A 17,939-nucleotide genomic window follows, 5' to 3' on the forward strand; every position below is an offset into this window, starting at 1 on the left:
AGAGCCCCCCAGCGGGCGAACCGCTCGTAGACGGTCTGCCACGGCCCATACCGCTCGGGCAGGTCGCGCCGAGGAGCCCCGGTCCGTAGCCGCCACAGCACGCCGTGGACCACCTGCCGGTGATCACGCCACGGACGGCCCCGTCCGTCCACCTGGGGCAAAAGGGGCTCTATCCGCCCCCATGCCGCATCCGTCAACTCACCTCGACTTACCACAAGGTCAATTATCAGACCGGCTATAGAGTCCTGCCTGTGGTGAATCATCAGGACGAGACCAGGACGGCCTACGACGGAGTCGTCGAGCTGTACGCATCGCTGTTCGCAAACCGGCTGGAGACACAGCCTTTCTCCCGGACCATGATCGGCACCTTCGCCGAACTGGTGCGCGCGACGGGCAACCCGCGGGCAGCGGACGTCGGGTGCGGTCCCGGACATCTGACAGCCATGCTGCACGAACTGGGCCTGGACGCCTTCGGACTCGACCTCGCCCCCGGCATGATCGACCACGCCCGGCAGGCCCATCCGGCGCTGCGCTTCCAGGAGGCGCGGATGGAATCCCTGCCGATCGAGGACGCCACGCTCGGCGGCGTACTGGCCCACTACTCGATGATCCACACTCCTCCGGGAGAACTGCCGGAACTGCTCGCCGAGCAGGCACGCGTCCTGGCGCCGGATGGCCTGCTCCTGGTCTCCTTCTTCGGGACCGACGAACAAGAACCGGTCCGCTTCGACCACAAGGTGGCGCCTGCCTACAGCTGGCCGGCGGATCGCCTGGCCGAACTGCTGGCCGACGCCGAGCTCGTTCCCTTCGCCCGGTTGCTCCACGATCCAGCCTCCGAAAGGGGCTTCCTCGACGCCCATCTGCTGGCCCGCCGTTCGTAGGCCCTGCCCGGTAATCCCCGCCGGACGGTCGGCGCACCTCCCGATTGCCAACTCAGCCGAACCTCGCTGATTGGACGGGAATTGTCAGACAGGCTCTAGCCGAGTCACCTCGCTCAGCCGTCGGAGGTGGGTGTGGCGGAGGTATCAGGTTCGCGGAAACAGCGAGAGTAGACCGCGAAGGAAATCAGGGGCTCGTGACCGTCCAGACCCTTGCGCCAGGTGATCTCCGCCTGGGTACGACTTTCGAGGTGTACGGCGAGGATCTCCAGATTGCGGTTCCGGCTGGAGTCGGTTCCCTGCTTGACGATCTTCCATCCACGTTGCGGAAGCCCGTCCGCGAGATTGCGCATGGCTCGTTCCAGGACCTTGTTCTCCACGCCGTAGAGCGACCAGGGATGCCGAACGCTCCGATACGAGTCGTCCCCGCCCCCCTTCACCCGACACGGGCTCGCCATGGGTCCGGGCTTCGTGACCTTCCCCCTGACCCGGAGGACATCGAGGAGTTCCCTGGACAGGGACCCGACCTCGCCCTCCACTTCCGCGCTCCGTCGATCTCTCGGTTGGTAGTCCCCAGCACTCGCCCTATCCCGCGCGTGGGAGCATCCCGTGACCAACGAGAGCGCCAGACAGAGGCCAACTCCCCACCGGGCAACCTTGCGACGACGCCAGTTCACCAACTTGCTTCCCGCTTCAACGCGACGTCCCCGTACCTTCCGACAATCACGTTCGCCATGATGTTGGCCCCGAATTCGGGGTCGGTGGGAAGGACGCCGTCACCCCCCGCCCCTCGGCGGCCGCTTCCGCGATAGCGATCACTCTACGGAGGTCGCCCCCTGGCACCACAACTGGACGGCGCGCTACCGCATTTGGTGAAGATCGGGCGGTGGAATCGGGAACTCCGACCGCTGTGCAGCCATGGAAAGGAGTGAGGGGCCGCTGGGCCCCTTCGACCGGGTCGCGCCGTGTGCGGTGTGGCGGGCGGCCTGGGCGAGATGCACGTCGAGAGGACGTACGGTGAGTTTGCTCAGCACGGATTCCGGTGCTGCCGGCCGATCGCGGGCCGGTCTGGTCGTCAGCGCGGCCCTGGCCGTCACAGCAGTCACGGCCACCGCGGCACCAGTGGTCGCGGCCTCCCCGGGCGGGGGCCCGGCCGAGGGCCGGACGGCGGCCCAGGTAGGGATCGCCCACCCGTCGGCCGCGCTCGGCGCCGGACCGATCAGCCGCACCGCGAGCGGCCACCACGCGTTCGAGCCCGGGCGCGCCGGCCGCCCCGCCGGGACCCCGCACGCCACCCCCGCCCACCCGTCCGCCGGCCCGGCGTCGCGCGCCGCCGGCTGGCAGGAGAGAACGGTGGCCGAGCCGGACGCCACGGGCATCCGGCTGACGCGCGTGGACGCGCACGTCACGTGGGCGTCGGGGATGCGCTTCGACTGGTACGGGGACAACTTCGCCTTCGTACCCACCCTGTGGGAGCGCGACGACCGCAAGGGCAACGGGTGGAAGGAGCGGGCGACCATACCCGGGCCAAACGGGTACAACGAGCGGTGGAACGACGTGGACGCCTCGTCCAGCCGCAGTGCGGTGCTGGTCGGCGACTACCACGAGCCGTCCGGCGGCGTGGTCAACCAGCGTTGGAACGGCCGGGCCTGGAAGAACTCGGTGGCCCCGGTACCCAAGGACACGATCGGTGCGGGCTTCCTGGCCGTCGACGCGCGCACCGCGACCGACGCCTGGGCGACGGGCTGGGCCCAGGTCCCCACCAACGACCAGAACGACAGCAAGAACGTGGGCCTGCTCAGCCACTGGAACGGCACCCGCTGGACCACGGCGAAGCTGCCCGCCATCGGCGGTGACCGGGACGGCTGGCACCTGGTCACGGTGACCGCACTGGCCGCCAACGACGTGTGGGCGGCGGGCTCGGTGTACGGCGACGCCGGCACCCGGCCGCTCCTCCTGCACTTCGACGGCAAGAGCTGGCGCGAGGTGCGGGTGCCGGACCTCGGTGACGTACAGGCCCAGTTCGACGCGCTCGCGCCCGGCCCGGGCGGCGTGGTGTGGGCCGGCGGCACGACCAAGGCGGCCGACGGCACCCGGAGCGGTTTCGCGCTGCGGTACGCGAACGGCACCTGGACCCGTAAGCCGCTGCCGGCCGGCACAGCGCCGGTGGCCGCGGTGACCGTCAACGGGGACGCGCCGGTGTTCGTGGTCGTCGAGGGCGAGGAGCGGACCGACGCGTTGCAGGGCAACGCCACGGGCACCCGCTGGACCTCGCTCGGCCTGGCCGACGCCGCCGCGCCGCCGCTGAACGGCTTTGACGTACTGGTCTCGGGCAAGACCATCGACGTGCTGGGACACCGCCCGCCCTCGGACGGCACCGGACGCATCGGCTACCCGGTCGTCCTGACCAAGACCGTCACGCCCTGACGAGACCGTCGGACCGGCAGACCGGTGGAACGGCGGCTGGGGAACGGGTCCCGCAGCGGCCTGAGGGCCGGGGCGGTCTCAGTGAGCAGCCAACCTCGTACGGCGTGAAGGCCATTCCACCGGCCTGGTAATGGAAGAACCCCCAACCGTCTGGTTGGGGGTTCTTCGGGTGTCGGTGGGCAACGGCTTACGCGCCGCCGAAGTCCCCCGCCTTGACGCCTGCCACGAAGGCGTTCCACGCGGCCGGCTCGAAGGCCAGGGTCGGGCCGCTGGGGTCCTTCGAGTCCCGGACGGGCACGATGCCAGTGGAGGTCGCATGAGTAGGGGCCCACTCGATGCACTGCCCCTCGCCCGCGCTGTACGTGCTCTTGACCCATACCGGGCCGGTGCCGTTCATCTGCCGTGGTCCTCCCTGATCTCGCGCATCATCTCCAGCGACTCCGCTTCGGGGAGCGCCGCCATCCGTAGTCGGTCGAAATTGCCGACTGCGGAAGCCACCACGTCCGGCGCCTCGTCCACCTGCCCACCATGGGTGGGTGTCTCGGCGTACACGACGTGCGGCTTGCCTTCCAACGCAAGCAGCGTAAACGGCAGATGGGAGGGAGCGGCACCCGCTTTGTACGGCAACACCTGGAGGGTCACGTGGGGCGACCGTGCAAGCGCGATCAGGTGATCAAGCTGAGCGGCCATGACGGAGGCACCTCCCACGCAGGTGCGAAGCACCGCCTCATGCATGATCACCCACAGCAGAGGCGGGTTCTCTCGCTCCAATACCGCCTGACGGCGCATGCGAAGTTCGACACGCGCTCTGATCTGGTCATCGGTCTCGCGTGGGAAGTGGGCGCGCATGACCGCCGCCGTGTAGTCCGGCGTTTGAAGCAGCCCCATGAGGAACGTGCAGGAGTAGTCGGTGACTCCCGACGCTGATTCCTCCAGCGAGATGTAGGGGACGAACCACGCTGGATGTCCCTGCTTGGCCAGCTTGTTCCGGAGCCTCCTGTACACCGCAGGAGTACCGACTACTCGATCCATGGCTATGGCGAACGCCTCCGACGCGAGCACGGTGCCGTTTTCCACCTTCGACACCTGGCTCTGCCCGAAGTGCAGCTCGTCCGCGAACCTCTCCTGCGACATGGCCAGGGATTCGCGCAGCGCTCGCACCTCGTCACCGAAGTAGGCGGCGGCGCCCTTTGGCCGGGCGAGGATCTCCTCGTTCATCTGTGCAACTCCCCGTTATGGAGGACGGGTTGGAATGGCGGCTGACCTGGAATCTTAGCCCCCGCAGGGGCAACGCTTGTAGGCAATCGATCACAACCGGTGATCGCCAGCTCTACAGGGAACTCGACCTTGGAACACAAGATGACCTTGCGGGTCTACCAAGCGCGCGTCGGGGAGGAGTCCGCCCCCGACGGTCCGCCGTCCGTCGTCACCGTCGACTCCGACGCCGTCTTCCGGGAGGACTTCGCGTACGCCGCCACCGCCGCCTGGCCCCCGTGCCGCTGCCCGCTCCACCGCGCCGAGGCGGCGCTCCACCGCGTGGGGACGGCTCCCCAGCGCGCGCAGGCCGCGTCCCGAGCCCCGGAGGCGACCCCGTGATCCGGCCCCGTGACTGGCGCCCGCGCAGCGCACTCCGGTGCCAGGTCTGCCGTGACCTCATGGTGCGCCGACAGCGCGCCCGCGCTCGCCGTGACGACGACGCGTACGTGCAGGCGAGTGCCGAACTCGACCAGCACGTCAGGGAGCGTCACGCTCCCCCACGGCACCCGGGCGGTGCGGTGTGACCGACGCGCTTCTGACGCCCCGACAGACGTGGGTGCACCTGCTCGTCTGGTGTCCCGCCGACACCTCCAACCCGCGCGAGGAGGACCAGTTGTGGCCGCGCGTCCTCCAGGTCGCGCGGGGTGACGAGGCGGGGCCGCCCGGGGTCGTGCTCCGGCCCGGGGAGCCGGTGCGGCACGCCGCCGAACGGGTCGCCGGCGCGCTCGGGCTCACGCTCCCGCCGCTGCGGTTGCTCGCCGTGGACCAGCAGCCCGCCGAGGGCGACGACCTCGAACAGCTCGGCCTCGTGCTCGACGGTGGCCGACTGGCCGCCAACGCCCTCCGCTCGTGTGACTGCGACAGCGCCCACGAACTGGTGTGGACGCCCGTGGGCGAGCTGGGCCGGGTGGCGCTGGTCCACGCGCTGCGTACGCTCCTGCTGGACGAACGGCCAGCCGTGCTGTGGCAGGGGCTGCCCGCCGCCCGTGGAAGCGGCCCGGGCGCCGGCACGTGGTGAGCGGCGAGCGTACGCCCGAACGGCGGGCGCGGCCACGCGGGCCCGCCGCGCGGGGAACGGCTCAGTTCTGGGCGCGCAGCACGGCCCGGGCGATCTGTCGGATCTCGCTCACGACGGGGCGATCCCGGTTCGCGGCGAACCAGGTGAGGGCCATGCTGCACGGCGACAGGTCCACCACGTCGCGGTAGACGACGCCCGGACGCGGATAGAAGTCACGGGCGGAGGCGGGCAGGAAGCCGATCGCCTGCCCACGGGCGATGGCGTGCAGGACGCCCTCGACGTCGAAGGTGAGCGGACCGTACTTCACGGGCACGTTGTCGGGGCGCGGGCTGGCGGTCCAGAAGTCGCGCCAGACCTGCGGCGACTCCGGCGACATGGTCACCATGGTGTGGTCCGAGAGGTGCGCGAGGGTGAGGGTGTCCTCGGCGGCCAGCGGGTCGTTGGCCGGGAGGCAGACGACCCGGGGTTCCTCCATCAGGTGCAGGCTCTGGATGTGTTCGGGCGCGGGCGGGCGGAGGAAGGCCACGTCCACGTCGCCGCACGAGAGCGCCTGATACTGGTTGATGAAGTTGAGGCTGCGCATCTCGATGACGAGTTCGGGGTGGCGCTTGTGGAGTTCGTCGAGGATGGCGTTGGTGTGTGGCATGGCGGGCTCGGCACTGACCGTACCGATGACGACCCGCCCGGCTATCTCCCGCGACCGCGACTGCGCCACCTGCCGCAGGTTGGCCATGGCCTCCGCCACGGCCCGCGCCTCGGGCAGCAGGGCCCGCCCGGACGAGGTCAGGTCCACGGCACGACTGGTGCGGTCGACCAACTGGAGCCCCAACCGCTCCTCCAGCGCGCGGATCTGCTTGCTGAACGCCGGCTGCGACATGAACAGCCTGGCGGCGGCGCGGCCGAAGTGCAGTTCCTCCGCCAGCACCAGAAACAGCCGGAGTTGATGGACGCTCGGGTCCGCCGCCCCTTTCACCGTGCGCTGGAGGGGGAGGTCCCTGTCGTCGTCTGCGGTCATGGAGGAAAACTACTGAACCACCAGACGAACCCGGGTGCGTGACCCGAGGCGCCCGGCCGTTCCACGTCGCCGGTCAGGCCCGTTCAGCAAGCAGCCAGGGCGCGCCGTAACGCCTCCCGGTGTTCCCACGTCCAGGGCGCGTCCCGTAGCTCCGGGGGAAGCCCGGCGAGCCCCGCCGTGATGTGGTCCACCGCGTCCGCGTGACGGCCCAGCCCGAGATGCGCGAGGCCCATGTTCAGGCGGTTGAACTCCGGGGTGAGCCAGTAGGCCGTTTCCGGTGGGGGGAGGGAGGCCGCGGCGTCCGTCAGCCGTTCCGCGTCCTCGACCATGCGCAGGGCCTCGTCCCGTTCGCCCAGCTCCGCCATTCCGGCGGCGGCCTGCAACATGTCACCGAGCCGCTGGGCGGGGTGGGCGCCCGGCGTGCGAGCCGCGGCCGTGTACCAGCGGGCGACACCTACGGGCCTGCCTTGCTGGCGGGCGAGATAGCCCTTGAAGTTGAGGGCTTGCGCGGCCAGTGTCCCGTCCTGGATCTCGTCCGCCAACTCCACCGCCGTGTCGAGGAACGTGGTCGCGCGGGCATCCTGTCGGTCCTGGGCGAGCATCCACCCGCCGAACTGGACGAACTCCGACGCCACTGCCGTGAGCTGGTCGCGGTACGGGCCCCGGGCGCCCTTGAGCGTGCGGGTGACCACCCGTATCTGCACCAGGGTTGCCGGGATGATCGACTCTGGGCGCATCGCGTCGTCAAGCCGTCGGTAGGCGGCGAGCACGCCGGCCAACGCCTCCACCGTCCCGGCGTCCAGCCGGGAGGGGTTCGCAACGCTGCGGGACACCCGTGAGTCGCCGTCCGGGTCGAGCAACGTGTCCGCCAGCGCCCCACCGGTCGACAGGAGATCGTCCAGCGCTTCGGCGAGCCTGCGCGACGGCCGCTGCTTCCCGCCGAGGACGCGGGACAGATAGGCGGGGTCGTAGTGGGTGGCGCGGGCGGCGGCCTTTATCGAGTAACCGTTGTCGCGGAGAAGGCGGCGGGCGAGATCAGCGAAGTCGTCACGCATCGAGCCTCACTACGTGGAGGATGACCGGTGGTCCAAGCGTAGTCACCGTTGGTCAACTCCCGCGTGAGCGTGCGGCGCGCGCATCGTGGTCAACATGAGCGATGACGTCCGCACGCGCCGGGTCACGTACGGGAGTGACGCACCCACCGGTGACGGCCGGCTCCCTCAGAGTTTGCCCTCCACGACAACCGTGCGGTGCCCCCCGAGCGCGCGCGAGAGCCCTTCGAGGAAGCCGGGGCTGAGGTCGGGCCAGTCCCAGAACTCGAAACCGAGGTAGCCGAAGGCGAAGTAGCCGTCCGACCAGGTCCACGCGGTCAGGTCAGCGGGGCGTCGGCAATGCGGGCAGGTGACCTCCGCGCTGCCCGTGTCGCTCCAGTCGCTGATGGCCTCACCGAAGGGTTCCCACGCGCCGTCGATCTCCTCCAGCCGGTCGGTGTAGAAGTCCGCCCGCCCGGCACAGTGGGGGCACACCGCGAACCTGGGTTCGCCCTGACCGCAGTTGAACACGGTGCGGCTGGTCTCGATCCTGAGTCCGTCGCTGGGCTCCCAGTCCTCCTGACCGACCGCCTTGGCCCAGGAGGGACCGGGCGGATGCCCCAACGGCGCCCCGAGGACACAGTCGGTGCGCTCGGCCCGCACTATCTCCTCCTTGACCAGCCAGGCGAGCCCACTGTCCGCCAGGGTGTGGGCGTCCGCCCGCGTGGCATCGAGGTCGACGACGGTCTGAAAGTAGTTCCCCATGGGGCAACACAGTAGAAGCGGCCACCGACAGCACGTCACCGAGCCCGTTCATCGGCTCCGGCAGTACGAGGTGCCGCGCTACCAGCCCGCCGACTGAGATGCTCGACTACCCGGCCGCCAACAGGTCGACAGTCGAACCGACTTACTCACTCGAGGAGTTGACCATGGACGACAACACCCCACACGGCGGTGGCGGCGACGGAGGCGACGGTCTGCCGGGGCAGCCGTGGCCCGGTCCGCCCGCCCCGCCCACGCCGGACGGCGGGCCCGGCGTCCCCAATCCCCCCAAGAAGGCGGCGGACACGCCGTGACCGCGCACACCCATCGCGAGCGCTCCGGCCACGCCGAACTCGGACGCCGCCTGGCCGCGGCGGGCGTCCTTGCCCCGGCCTGGGCCCCCGCCTTCGCGGACGTGCCCCGGGCGGCGTTTCTGCCCGAGGTCATGTGGCCCTTCGACATGGCGGCGGGCACCAGCGTGGCCGTCTCCCGGGTGGACGATCCGGATGCCTGGCAGGCGTACGCGGACGCGGACGTGCCCGTGGTCACCCAGTGGGACGACGGGGCGCACAGCGGCCGGGAGCCCGGGCGGGTGCCCACGTCCTCGGCGTCGATGCCGAGCGTGGTCTTCCGGATGCTGGCGGACCTGGGCGTACGCCCGGGTGACCGGGTGTTGGAGGTCGGCACCGGGACCGGGTGGAACGCGGCGCTGCTCGCGCACCGGGCCGGCGCGGGGAACGTCGTCAGCGTGGAGGTGGACGGCGCGGTGGCCGCGCGTGCGCGGGGCGCCCTGGAACGGTTCGGGGCCGGGGTGCGGGTGGTGCGCGGGGACGGCTACGCGGGGCACCGCGAAGGCGCGCCGTACGACCGGGTCATCGTCACCGCCGGGGTGCGGCGGGTCCCGTTCGCCTGGGTGCGGCAGACGCGGCCGGGCGGGCTGGTCGTCCTCCCCTGGGGGACCGACTACGGCAACGGTGACGGCGTCGCCCGCCTCACGGTCGCGCGGGATGGGCGGAGCGCGGCGGGGCCCTTCACCGGGCCCGTGGAGTTCATGAAACTCCGGGCCCAGCGGTTGGCGCCGGTCGCGCACGGCGAGTACGTGACGGGCGGGCCGGAGGAACGGGACGCCTCGACCACGGAGCTGACGGAGGACGCGTTTCTCGGGGAGCGGTTCGCGCCGCAGCGGTTCGCCGTCGGGCTGCGGGTGCCGCGCTGTCAGCACGTCGTCGCGGAGCGGCGGGACGGATCGCGGCCGGTGTGGTTCTACGGGCTCGACGATCGCTCGTGGGCGTGCGTGCTGTTCCGGGACGGTGCCGGCGCCCGGGTCTGGCAGTCGGGGCCGCGCCGGCTCTGGGACGAGGTCGAGGCCGCCTACCGGTGGTGGGAGAGCGAGGGCGGGCCGGGGCACGAGCGGTTCGGGCTGACCGTGACGGCCGACGGGCAGGCCGCCTGGCTGGACAGCCCGGACCGTTCCTGGCCCGTCTGAAGCCGGAGGCGCCGGGCGTCACACGCCCGAGCCCGCCCCCCGCCCGGGCGGCGCCTCCCCCGGCCCCGCCCCCGGCTCGGGCGGCTGCGGACCGGGCTCCTCGCCCGGGTCACCCGACCCGCCCGACCCGCCCGGCCCGGCCGGCTCACCTGGCGTACCCCGCGCGCCCGCCGCGCCCGCCGCATCCGGCGCACCCGACCCGGCCGACTCCCCCGACCCCGCCGGCCGCGTGGGCTCCACGTTCGGGACCACGTCCCGTTCCTCCGCGAAGTGGCAGGCCGAGTCGTGCGCCACCGGGCCCGTGAGGTCGCGGAACTCGGCGGGGACGGCGAGCAGGGGGACCTCCAGGGCGCAGCGTTCCCGGGCCTTCCAGCAGCGGGTGCGGAAGCGGCAGCCGGAGGGTGGGTTGGCCGGGGACGGGACCTCGCCGGTGAGCAGGATGCGGGTGCGGTGTTCGCGGGCCTCGGGGTTGGGGACGGGGACGGCGGAGAGCAGGGCCTGGGTGTACGGGTGGGTGGGGTGGTCGTAGATCTCGGTCTCGGTGCCGACCTCGACCAGCCGGCCGAGGTACATCACCGCGACCCGGTCGGAGATGTGCCGGACCACCGACAGGTCGTGCGCGATGAAGACGTAGCTGAGGTCGAACTCCGCCTGGAGCTTCTCCAGCAGGTTGACGACCTGGGCCTGGACCGAGACGTCGAGGGCCGAGACGGGTTCGTCGGCGACGATGATCTCCGGGCGCAGGGCGAGGCCGCGGGCGATGCCGATGCGTTGGCGCTGGCCGCCGGAGAACTGGTGCGGGTAGCGGTTGATGTACTCCGGGTTGAGGCCGACGACGTCCAACAACTCCTGTACTTTGCGCCGGCGTTCGCCCTTGGGCGCGACCTCGGGGTGGATGTCGTACGGCTCGCCGATGATGTCGCCGACCGTCATGCGCGGGTTGAGCGAGGTGTACGGGTCCTGGAAGACCATCTGGATGTTGCGGCGTACGGCCTTCAGGGCGCGGCCCGACAGGCGGCTGATGTCCTCGCCGCGGTAGCGGATCTGGCCGCGGGTGGGGCGTTCGAGGTGGACCAGGAGTTTGGCGACGGTGGACTTGCCGCAGCCCGACTCGCCGACGATGCCCAGCGTCTCGCCGGGGGCGAGTTCGAAGGAGACGCCGTCGACCGCCTTGACCGCGCCGATCTGCCGCTTGATGACGACGCCCTGGGTGAGCGGGTAGTGCTTGACGAGGTCGCGTACCTCCAGGATCGGCTCACTCGTCATTCAGGGTCTCCTCCCAGAAGTGGCAGGCGCTGGTCCGGCCGCCCCCGCCGGCGCCGCTCGCGTCGGGACTACCCGCGTCGGGACCGCCCGCGTCGGCCACGCTGCCCGGGTCGGTCACCTCGTACAGCGGTGGGCGGTCCACGCGGCACACGTCCCGGGCGCGCGGGCAGCGTGGGTGGAAGGGGCAGCCGGGTGGGATGTGCATGAGGTTGGGTGGCAGGCCCTTGATGGCGTACAGCTCCTGGCCCTTCTGGTCCACGCGCGGGATGGAGTCGAGCAGGCCGCGGGTGTACGGGTGGGCCGGGGCGCGGTAGAGGTCGTGCACGGACGCGTTCTCCACGATGCGGCCGGCGTACATCACCGCGATGGTGTCGGCGACGTCGGCGACCACGCCCAGGTCGTGGGTGATGAGGATCAGGCCCATGTCCAGCTCGCGGCGCAGTTCGGCGAGCAGCTCCATGACCTGGGCCTGCACGGTCACGTCGAGCGCGGTGGTGGGCTCGTCCGCGATGATCAGGGCGGGTTCGAGCGCCATCGCCATGGCGATCATGATGCGTTGGCGCATGCCGCCGGAGAACTGGTGCGGGTAGTCGCCCACGCGCTGCGCGGCGGCCGGGATGCGTACCCGGTCCATGAGTTCGACCGCGCGCTGGCGGGCCGCCTTGCGGGACAGGCCGCGGTGCACCTCGAACATCTCGCCGAGTTGTGCGCCGACCGAGACGACCGGGTTCAGCGCGGACAGCGCGTCCTGGAAGATCATCGCCATCTGGGCGCCGCGCACCTTGCGCCGTTCCTCGCGGCCGAGGGTGAGCAGGTCGCGGCCCTGGAAGCGGACCTGGCCTGCGGTGACGTAGCCGGGGGGCGAGTCGAGGATGCCCATCACGGCCTGGGCCGTGACCGACTTGCCCGAGCCCGACTCGCCGAGCACGGCGAGCGTCTCGCCGGCCCGGACGGCGTAGCTGACGCCGTTGACGGCCTGCGAGACACCGTCCCGCAGCCGGAACTCGACGTGCAGGTCGCGTACGTCGAGCAGGGGTTCGACGGGTGCTTCGGTGACGGACCTGGGGCTTGGCTCGTTGACGACGGTCACCTGCGGGGCTCCTCAGCGCAGCTTGGGGTCGAGGGCGTCGCGGACCGCGTCGCCGAGCATGATGAAGGCCAGCACGGTGATGCTGAGCGCGCCGGCCGGCCACAGCAGCATGTGCGGGGCGTTGCGGATGTGGGTGGAGGCGGCCGAGATGTCGATCCCCCAGGAGACGGTCGGGGGTTTGAGGCCCACGCCGAGGTAGGAGAGCGTGGCCTCCAGGGAGATGTAGGTGCCGAGCGCGATGGTGGCCACGACGATGACCGGGGCCACCGCGTTGGGCGCGATGTGGCGCAGCAGCAGCCGCCCGTTGCTGGCGCCGAGCGCCCGGGCGGCCTGCACGTAGTCGTTCTGCTTGACGGTGACGACCGAGCCGCGCGCGATGCGGGAGATCTGTGGCCAGCCGAGCAGCACGATGAAGCCGACCACCGGCCACACCGAGCCGCTGGTGATCACGGACAGGAAGACCAGGCCGCCGAGGACGATCGGGATGCCGAAGAAGATGTCGGCGACCCGGGAGAGCACCGCGTCGCCCCAGCCGCCGAAGAAGCCGGCGAGTCCGCCGAGCAGGCTGCCGAGCAGGGCGGCGCCGGCGGTGGCGCACACGCCGACGACGATGGAGGCGCGGGCCCCGTAGACGACCCGGGTGTACAGGTCGCGGCCCTGCACGTCGTAGCCGAACGGGTGGCCCGGCTCGGCGCCCTCCTGCGCCTTGGCCAGGTTGGCCTTGTACGGGCTGCCGCTGGCGATGAGCGAGGGCCAGATCGCGATGACGATCAGGAACAGGATGATCAGCGCGGAGATGATGAAGACCGGGTTGCGCCGCAGGTCGCGCCAGGCGTCCGACCACAGGCTGCCCACCCTGGCCTCGGGCCCGGGCCCGGGCCCGCCGGACGGCTGCCCGCCCTCCAGGGTCTGGGCCTCGCTGCTGGCCAGGTCGAGGGCGGGGCCACCGGTGGGGGCGACGGCGGTGTGCGGGTCGGGCGGCAGGCCACGGGCGCCCGGCCCGCGCGGGGGTTCAGGCATAGCGAATCCTCGGGTCGAGCACGGCGTAGAGGAGGTCGACGAGCAGGTTGGCGACCAGGAAGACCAGGACCAGCACGGTGACGAAGCCGACGACGGTGGGCGAGTTCTGTCGCAGGACGCCCTGGTAGAGCTGGTAGCCGACGCCGTGGATGTTGAAGATCCGCTCGGTGACCAGGGCGCCGCCCATCAGGCCGCCGATGTCGGTGCCGATGAAGGTGACCACCGGGATCAGCGAGTTGCGCAGCAGGTGCCGGGTGATGACGCGGTGCCGGGGCAGGCCCTTGGCCAGGGCGGTGCGTACGTAGTCGGCGCGGACGTTCTCGGCGATCGAGGTGCGGGTCAGGCGGGTGACGTAGGCGAGCGAGACCAGGCCGACGACGACGCCGGGCAGCAGGAGTTCGTTCAGTGGGGCGTCGGGCGAGACGGTGGGGCTGACGGTGTTCCACTTGATGCCGCACAGGTACTGGAGGACGTAGCCGCTGACGAACGTCGGGATGGAGATGACGATGAGGCTCAGCAGCAGCACCGTGGTGTCGATGGCCCGGCCCCGGCGCAGGCCGCTGAGGACGCCGAGGGTGATGCCGATGAGGATCTCGAAGGCGATGGCCACCAGGGTCAGGCGCACCGTCACCGGCCAGGCGTCCGCCATGAGTTCGGTGACGGGCTGGCCGTTGAAGGCGGTGCCGAAGTCACCCTGGAAGATCTGCCCCATGTAGTGCAGGTACTGCTTCCACAGCGGCTCGTCCAGGTAGAGATCCTTGCGGATCTGCGCGGCGGTGGCGGGGTCGGGCGCCCGGTCGCCGAAGAGCGCGGCCACCGGGTCGCCGAGCGCGTACACCATGAAGAAGATCAGGAACGTGCTGCCGATGAACACCGGGATCATCTGGAGCAGCCGCCGGATCACATAGCGTCCCATGAGGGCTCCGGGGGGAGGGGGTTGGTGCGGCGGGTGGGGCCGGGGGCCGGGCGGGCGGCGGCCCGGCGCGCGGGCCCGGGCGGCTTCGCCGGGGCACGGGCGCGCCGAGCCGGGCGCTAGCTGACCTTGATCTCGTTGTAGACCGGCACGCTGAACGCGTTCAGGCGTACGTCGCTGAGCCGGTCCGAGTAGCCCGCGTTGCCGTTCTGGTACCAGAGCGGGATGCCGGGCATGTCCTTGGCCAGCACCTTCTCGGCGTCCTGGAAGAGGCTGACGGCCTTGGCCCTGTCGGTCTCGGCGTTGGCCCGGTCCACCAGTCCGTCGAACTCCTCGCTGCTGTAACCGCCGTCGTTGGAGGAGGCGTTGGTGTAGAACATCGGTTGCAGGAAGTTCTGGATCAGCGGGTAGTCCATCTGCCAGCCGGCGCGGAACGGGCCGCGCATCTGCCGGTCGGTGATCTTGTTGCGGAAGTCGGCGAAGGTCCCGATGGAGGTGCCGACGCAGGCGTTCTCCTTGTCCAGCGCGTTGTTGATGCTGTTGCACACCGCGTCCACCCAGTCCTTGTGGGAGCCGGTGTCGGCGTTGTACGTGATCGTCATCTTGCCGCCGGGCAGGCCGCCGCCCTCCTCGATGAGCTGCTTGGCCTTCTTCGGGTCGTACTCGCACGCGTCACCGCACAGCCCCGCCTTGTAGCCGCCGTCGGCGCCGAGCACCGGCGAGGTCCAGTCGGTGGCCGGGGTGCGGGTCTTCTCGAAGATCCGCTCGGTGATCTGCTCGCGGTCGATGGCCATCGACAGGCCGCGCCGCACCTTCTCGGAGTCCGCCGTGTTCCACCGCTTGTCGTACATCGGGAAGGTGAGGGTCTGGATGATGCCGGCCGGCTGGTTGATGTACCGGTCGCCCAGGTCCTGCTTCACGTTCTTGAGCTGCGCGGCGGGGATGTCGTCGGCCAGGTCGAGGTTGCCGCCCTGCAGGTCGGTGTAGGCGGTGCCGACGTCGGTGTAGACCCGCAGCTCGACGCCCCCGTTCTGGGCCTTGTCCGGCCCGCCGTACTTGTCCCACTTCTTGAGCCGCATGGACGTGCCCTTCTTGTACGAGTCCACGCGGTACGGGCCGTTGCCGACGGGCTTGCTCACCCAGGCGTCGTGGTCGTCGAAGAAGGCTCGGGGCAGTGGCGCGAACGCGGCGTAGCCCAGCGTCTCGGGCCAGGTCGAGAACTTCTGGGTGAGCTGGACGGTGAAGGTGGTGTCGTTCTTCACCTGAAGCCCGGACAGCGTCTTGGCGCTGGCCTTGCCCGAGGTGGGGTGGACCTTGTCGTACCCCTTGATGTACTCGAAGAAGTAGGCGTTCTTCTGCTTGTTGTCGAGCAGCGCGCCGTAGTTCCAGGCGTCCACGAAGGACTTGGCGGTGACCTTCTCACCGTTCTGGAAGGTCCAGCCCTTCTTGATGGTGACGGTGTAGTTCTGCGAGTCCCTGGTCTCGATCTTCTGGGCCAGCATGTCCTGGGCCTTGCCGGTCTTCGGGTCGTACCGCTTGAGCCCGCGGAAGATCATGTCCAGGACCTTGCCGCCCTGCACCTCGTTGGTGTTCGCCGGCTCCAGGGGGTTCTGCGGGTCCCCCCACGAGGACCGCACGGTGCCCGTCCCGTCGCCGCCTCCGCCGCTGTCCCCGCCTCCGCCGCCACAGCCGGCGGCCACCATCGCGGCGGCCAGCCCGCAGACGGCCCACTTGGCGCGCCTGACTCCGCGCATGGAGCCTCCTCAAGGTCCCGAAGCACACTTAGGACCCGATATCACCCCGCGCGATCTTGCCCCGCACGCCGAGCGCGGCTATCCGGGTCGCGGGCTGGGCCAGGTGGGGGGCGCTGCCGCGCGGGCGGTCGGGGGGGTGCGGGGTGCGCTGCCGCGCGGGGCCGGGGTGGGCTGCCGCGCGGGGCCGGGGTGGCGGGTGCGCTGCCGCGCGAGCGGTCGGGGGCGGGGTGCGCTGCCGCGCGAGGCCGGGGTGGGCTGCCGCGCGGGCGGACGGGATGTGGGGGGGGCGCTGCCGCGCGAGCGGTTGGGGTGCGGGGCGCGTAGCCGCGCGGGGCGGCTACGTAAACGCGTGGACGCCGCGACCGTCGTCCCGTTACGCTGCGGCACCATGTCCAGCCCCGAGGCGTCCAGACGCTAGCCACCGGTCATCCGGTGGCTTCCCGCGTCGCCGCACCGTAGCCCCGCCCTGACCGGGCCCGGGCTCCGTCGGCCGTGGTGGACGCGGCACCCGCCTCGCTCGCGTGGGGCCGGGCCGCGCTCGCCGTAGCGGGCTGCTTCCCTTCGTACGTGGCGTCGCGCACGGCACGCCATCGGATCACCGCGTTACGGGTTCTTCTCCCTCATCCCAGCCGTCGGCACGCCCGGTGCCCGCGGCGGTGGGTCTCTCGCGCGGTAGCCGCGCGCCTCCCGGTCGGGCCGCCGAGCCGATGTGCTCGCGCCCCTGTCGCGGAAGCGCCGCGCCCCGCCGCCGCGTCGCCGACCACCACCGCCGACACCACCGGCACCGGCCTTCCGGCGGTTGTGATCCGTCCGACGCTTCGGAGTCTCGCCGTGCCCCTTTCGCTCTACATGCTGGGCCTCGCCGTGTTCGCCCAGGGAACCTCTGAGTTCATGCTGTCCGGCCTGTTGCCGGACATCGCCCGTGACCTCGACGTGTCCGTGTCCACCGCGGGGACGCTGACCTCGGCGTTCGCCGTGGGAATGATGATCGGCGCGCCGTTGATGGCCCTGGTCAGCATGCGCTGGTCGCGCCGGCGCGCGCTGCTGGTGTTCCTGAACGCGTTCCTGGTCCTGCACGTCATCGGCGCCGTGACCACGAGCTTCCCGGTGCTGCTCGGCACCCGGGTGCTCGCGGCGCTGGCCAACGCCGGTTTCCTCGCGGTGGCGCTGGCCACCGCGACCAGTCTGGCCCCGCCGAACGCCAAGGCCCGGGCCACCTCCGTGCTGCTCGGCGGCGTCACCGTGGCCTGCGTCGCGGGCGTGCCCGGCGGCGCGCTGCTCGGCCAACTCTGGGGCTGGCGCGCCGCGTTCTGGGCCGTGGCCGCGGTTTCGGCGCCGGCCGTGTTCGCCATCGTGCGTGCCGTGCCCGCGACGGCGGGCGCGGCGGCGGGCCCGGTCAGCGCGCGCGACGAACTGCGCGCCCTGCGCGCGCCGCGCCTCTCCGTCGTGCTGCTGCTCGGCGCGCTGGTCAACGGGGCGACGTTCTGCGCGCTGACCTACCTCGCCTCGGTGGCCACCGAGGTCACCGGCCTCGGCGAGGGGTGGTTGCCGGTGCTGCTCGCGCTGTTCGGCGTGGGCTCGTTCCTCGGCGTGACGTTCAGCGGCCGGGTGGCCGACAGCCGTCCGCTGCCGCTGCTGCTGGCGGGTGGCGCGGCGCTGCTCGTCGGCTGGGCGGCGTTCGCGCTGACGGCCGGCAACGCGGTGGCCACGGTGGCGTTCGTACTGGTCCAGGGCACGCTGTCGTTCGCCGTCGGCTCCACGCTGATCGCGCGGGCGCTGTACGCGGCGGGCGCGGCGCCCACCCTCGGTGGAAGCTTCGCCACGGCCGCATTCAACGTGGGCGCCGCGGTCGGCCCCGTGGCCGGCGCCCTGGCCATCGGCGCGGGCGCCGGCTACCGCGCGCCCCTGTGGGTCAGCGCCCTGCTCGTCGCCCTCGCGTTCGCCGTGGCGGGTGTGGCCACGGCCGTACGCCGGGGCTCGGCGGGCGAGCGCGGTGATCAGGCACCGACCGCGTGAGCCGAG

Annotated in this window: 18 protein-coding genes and 1 pseudogene; 7 read left to right on the top strand and 12 right to left on the bottom strand. The window is 71.4% G+C overall.

Annotation, left to right across the window (positions count from 1 at the left end; translation table 11 throughout):
* Window positions 1-8: 8 nt before the first annotated feature.
* Window positions 9-263 (bottom strand): annotated as a pseudogene (locus tag OYE22_RS10460) (transposase); the annotation flags it as partial.
* Between OYE22_RS10460 and OYE22_RS10465 the strand changes: the two are divergent.
* Window positions 252-881 (top strand): class I SAM-dependent methyltransferase, encoded by a 630-nt coding sequence (locus OYE22_RS10465; protein ID WP_277320146.1) that lies wholly within the window; start codon window positions 252-254, stop codon window positions 879-881. The pseudogene OYE22_RS10460 and the gene OYE22_RS10465 sit on opposite strands and share 12 nt — an antisense overlap.
* A 113-nt stretch (window positions 882-994) precedes the next feature.
* Here the strand turns inward: OYE22_RS10465 and OYE22_RS10470 are convergent, their stop codons facing one another.
* A complete protein-coding gene (locus OYE22_RS10470) occupies window positions 995-1,258 on the bottom strand; it encodes a hypothetical protein (RefSeq protein WP_277320147.1) in 264 nt (87 codons plus the stop codon).
* Window positions 1,259-1,895: 637 nt separating this feature from the next.
* Here OYE22_RS10470 and OYE22_RS10475 point away from each other — a divergent pair.
* Window positions 1,896-3,305 (top strand): hypothetical protein, encoded by a 1,410-nt coding sequence (locus tag OYE22_RS10475; RefSeq protein ID WP_277320148.1) that lies wholly within the window; start codon window positions 1,896-1,898, stop codon window positions 3,303-3,305.
* Window positions 3,306-3,492: 187 nt separating this feature from the next.
* On the opposite strand, the gene OYE22_RS10480 is transcribed toward OYE22_RS10475, so the two are convergent.
* Both OYE22_RS10480 and OYE22_RS10485 read right to left on the bottom strand, forming a co-directional pair.
* Window positions 3,493-3,702, bottom strand: a complete 210-nt coding sequence (locus OYE22_RS10480; protein WP_277320149.1) for a DUF397 domain-containing protein — start codon at window positions 3,700-3,702, stop codon at window positions 3,493-3,495.
* Entirely contained in the window at window positions 3,699-4,523 is an 825-nt protein-coding gene (locus OYE22_RS10485; protein ID WP_277320150.1) for a helix-turn-helix transcriptional regulator, read from the bottom strand. The genes OYE22_RS10480 and OYE22_RS10485 overlap by 4 nt, the downstream gene beginning before the upstream one ends.
* A 129-nt stretch (window positions 4,524-4,652) precedes the next feature.
* On the opposite strand from OYE22_RS10485, the gene OYE22_RS10490 reads away from it, so the two are divergent.
* Together OYE22_RS10490 and OYE22_RS10495 are read left to right on the top strand one after the other, a co-directional pair.
* Window positions 4,653-4,901 carry a hypothetical protein gene (locus OYE22_RS10490; RefSeq protein WP_277320151.1) on the top strand — a complete coding sequence of 83 codons (249 nt, stop codon included), beginning with the start codon at window positions 4,653-4,655 and terminating at the stop codon, window positions 4,899-4,901.
* Between the two features lie 181 nt (window positions 4,902-5,082).
* Window positions 5,083-5,580, top strand: a complete 498-nt coding sequence (locus OYE22_RS10495; protein ID WP_277320152.1) for a hypothetical protein — start codon at window positions 5,083-5,085, stop codon at window positions 5,578-5,580.
* Between the two features lie 61 nt (window positions 5,581-5,641).
* Here the strand turns inward: OYE22_RS10495 and OYE22_RS10500 are convergent, their stop codons facing one another.
* The 3 genes from OYE22_RS10500 to OYE22_RS10510 form a co-directional block, all read right to left on the bottom strand.
* Window positions 5,642-6,595, bottom strand: a complete 954-nt coding sequence (locus OYE22_RS10500; protein WP_277320153.1) for a LysR family transcriptional regulator — start codon at window positions 6,593-6,595, stop codon at window positions 5,642-5,644.
* Between the two features lie 83 nt (window positions 6,596-6,678).
* On the bottom strand, window positions 6,679-7,650 hold the full coding sequence (locus OYE22_RS10505) for a helix-turn-helix transcriptional regulator (protein ID WP_277320154.1): 972 nt from the start codon (window positions 7,648-7,650) through the stop codon (window positions 6,679-6,681).
* A 165-nt stretch (window positions 7,651-7,815) separates the two neighbouring features.
* A complete protein-coding gene (locus OYE22_RS10510; protein ID WP_277320155.1) occupies window positions 7,816-8,391 on the bottom strand; it encodes a hypothetical protein in 576 nt (191 codons plus the stop codon).
* A gap of 164 nt (window positions 8,392-8,555) precedes the next feature.
* Between OYE22_RS10510 and OYE22_RS10515 the strand changes: the two genes are divergently transcribed.
* Complete coding sequence (locus OYE22_RS10515) at window positions 8,556-8,702, top strand: hypothetical protein (protein ID WP_277320156.1); 147 nt, start codon at window positions 8,556-8,558, stop codon at window positions 8,700-8,702.
* Complete coding sequence (locus tag OYE22_RS10520) at window positions 8,699-9,874, top strand: methyltransferase domain-containing protein (protein WP_277320157.1); 1,176 nt, start codon at window positions 8,699-8,701, stop codon at window positions 9,872-9,874. Before OYE22_RS10515 ends, OYE22_RS10520 begins: the two co-directional genes overlap by 4 nt.
* 18 nt (window positions 9,875-9,892) lie before the next feature.
* Here the strand turns inward: OYE22_RS10520 and OYE22_RS10525 are convergent, their stop codons facing one another.
* From OYE22_RS10525 to OYE22_RS10545, 5 genes are all read right to left on the bottom strand, one after another.
* Window positions 9,893-11,140 carry a dipeptide ABC transporter ATP-binding protein gene (locus OYE22_RS10525; protein ID WP_277320158.1) on the bottom strand — a complete coding sequence of 416 codons (1,248 nt, stop codon included), beginning with the start codon at window positions 11,138-11,140 and terminating at the stop codon, window positions 9,893-9,895.
* Window positions 11,130-12,230: an ABC transporter ATP-binding protein gene (locus OYE22_RS10530; protein WP_277320159.1), complete on the bottom strand. Its 1,101-nt coding sequence runs from the start codon at window positions 12,228-12,230 to the stop codon at window positions 11,130-11,132. Before OYE22_RS10530 ends, OYE22_RS10525 begins: the two co-directional genes overlap by 11 nt.
* A 12-nt stretch (window positions 12,231-12,242) precedes the next feature.
* The gene (locus tag OYE22_RS10535) at window positions 12,243-13,250 is read right to left on the bottom strand and encodes an ABC transporter permease (protein ID WP_277320160.1); all 1,008 of its coding nucleotides are present in this window, start codon (window positions 13,248-13,250) and stop codon (window positions 12,243-12,245) included.
* Complete coding sequence (locus OYE22_RS10540) at window positions 13,243-14,166, bottom strand: ABC transporter permease (protein ID WP_277320161.1); 924 nt, start codon at window positions 14,164-14,166, stop codon at window positions 13,243-13,245. Before OYE22_RS10540 ends, OYE22_RS10535 begins: the two co-directional genes overlap by 8 nt.
* A 116-nt stretch (window positions 14,167-14,282) precedes the next feature.
* Window positions 14,283-15,917, bottom strand: a complete 1,635-nt coding sequence (locus OYE22_RS10545) for an ABC transporter substrate-binding protein (RefSeq protein ID WP_277320162.1) — start codon at window positions 15,915-15,917, stop codon at window positions 14,283-14,285.
* An 831-nt stretch (window positions 15,918-16,748) separates the two neighbouring features.
* Here OYE22_RS10545 and OYE22_RS10550 point away from each other — a divergent pair.
* Window positions 16,749-17,933 (top strand): Cmx/CmrA family chloramphenicol efflux MFS transporter, encoded by a 1,185-nt coding sequence (locus OYE22_RS10550; protein ID WP_277320163.1) that lies wholly within the window; start codon window positions 16,749-16,751, stop codon window positions 17,931-17,933.
* Window positions 17,934-17,939: the final 6 nt, after the last annotated feature.

It is taken from the genome of Streptomyces sp. 71268 (assembly GCF_029392895.1).
In the GTDB taxonomy this organism is placed as follows: Bacteria; Actinomycetota; Actinomycetes; order Streptomycetales; family Streptomycetaceae; genus Streptomyces.

Excerpts from the sequence above, each read along its gene's own strand:
- OYE22_RS10480 (WP_277320149.1), bottom strand. The coding sequence starts at position 3,702 with ATGAACGGCACCGGCCCGGTATGGGTCAAGAGCACGTACAGCGCGGGC.
- OYE22_RS10485 (WP_277320150.1), bottom strand. The coding sequence starts at position 4,523 with ATGAACGAGGAGATCCTCGCCCGGCCAAAGGGCGCCGCCGCCTACTTC.
- OYE22_RS10500 (WP_277320153.1), bottom strand. The coding sequence starts at position 6,595 with ATGACCGCAGACGACGACAGGGACCTCCCCCTCCAGCGCACGGTGAAA.
- OYE22_RS10505 (WP_277320154.1), bottom strand. The coding sequence starts at position 7,650 with ATGCGTGACGACTTCGCTGATCTCGCCCGCCGCCTTCTCCGCGACAAC.
- OYE22_RS10510 (WP_277320155.1), bottom strand. The coding sequence starts at position 8,391 with ATGGGGAACTACTTTCAGACCGTCGTCGACCTCGATGCCACGCGGGCG.
- OYE22_RS10515 (WP_277320156.1), top strand. The coding sequence starts at position 8,556 with ATGGACGACAACACCCCACACGGCGGTGGCGGCGACGGAGGCGACGGT.
- OYE22_RS10525 (WP_277320158.1), bottom strand. The coding sequence starts at position 11,140 with ATGACGAGTGAGCCGATCCTGGAGGTACGCGACCTCGTCAAGCACTAC.
- OYE22_RS10535 (WP_277320160.1), bottom strand. The coding sequence starts at position 13,250 with ATGCCTGAACCCCCGCGCGGGCCGGGCGCCCGTGGCCTGCCGCCCGAC.
- OYE22_RS10540 (WP_277320161.1), bottom strand. The coding sequence starts at position 14,166 with ATGGGACGCTATGTGATCCGGCGGCTGCTCCAGATGATCCCGGTGTTC.
- OYE22_RS10545 (WP_277320162.1), bottom strand. The coding sequence starts at position 15,917 with ATGCGCGGAGTCAGGCGCGCCAAGTGGGCCGTCTGCGGGCTGGCCGCC.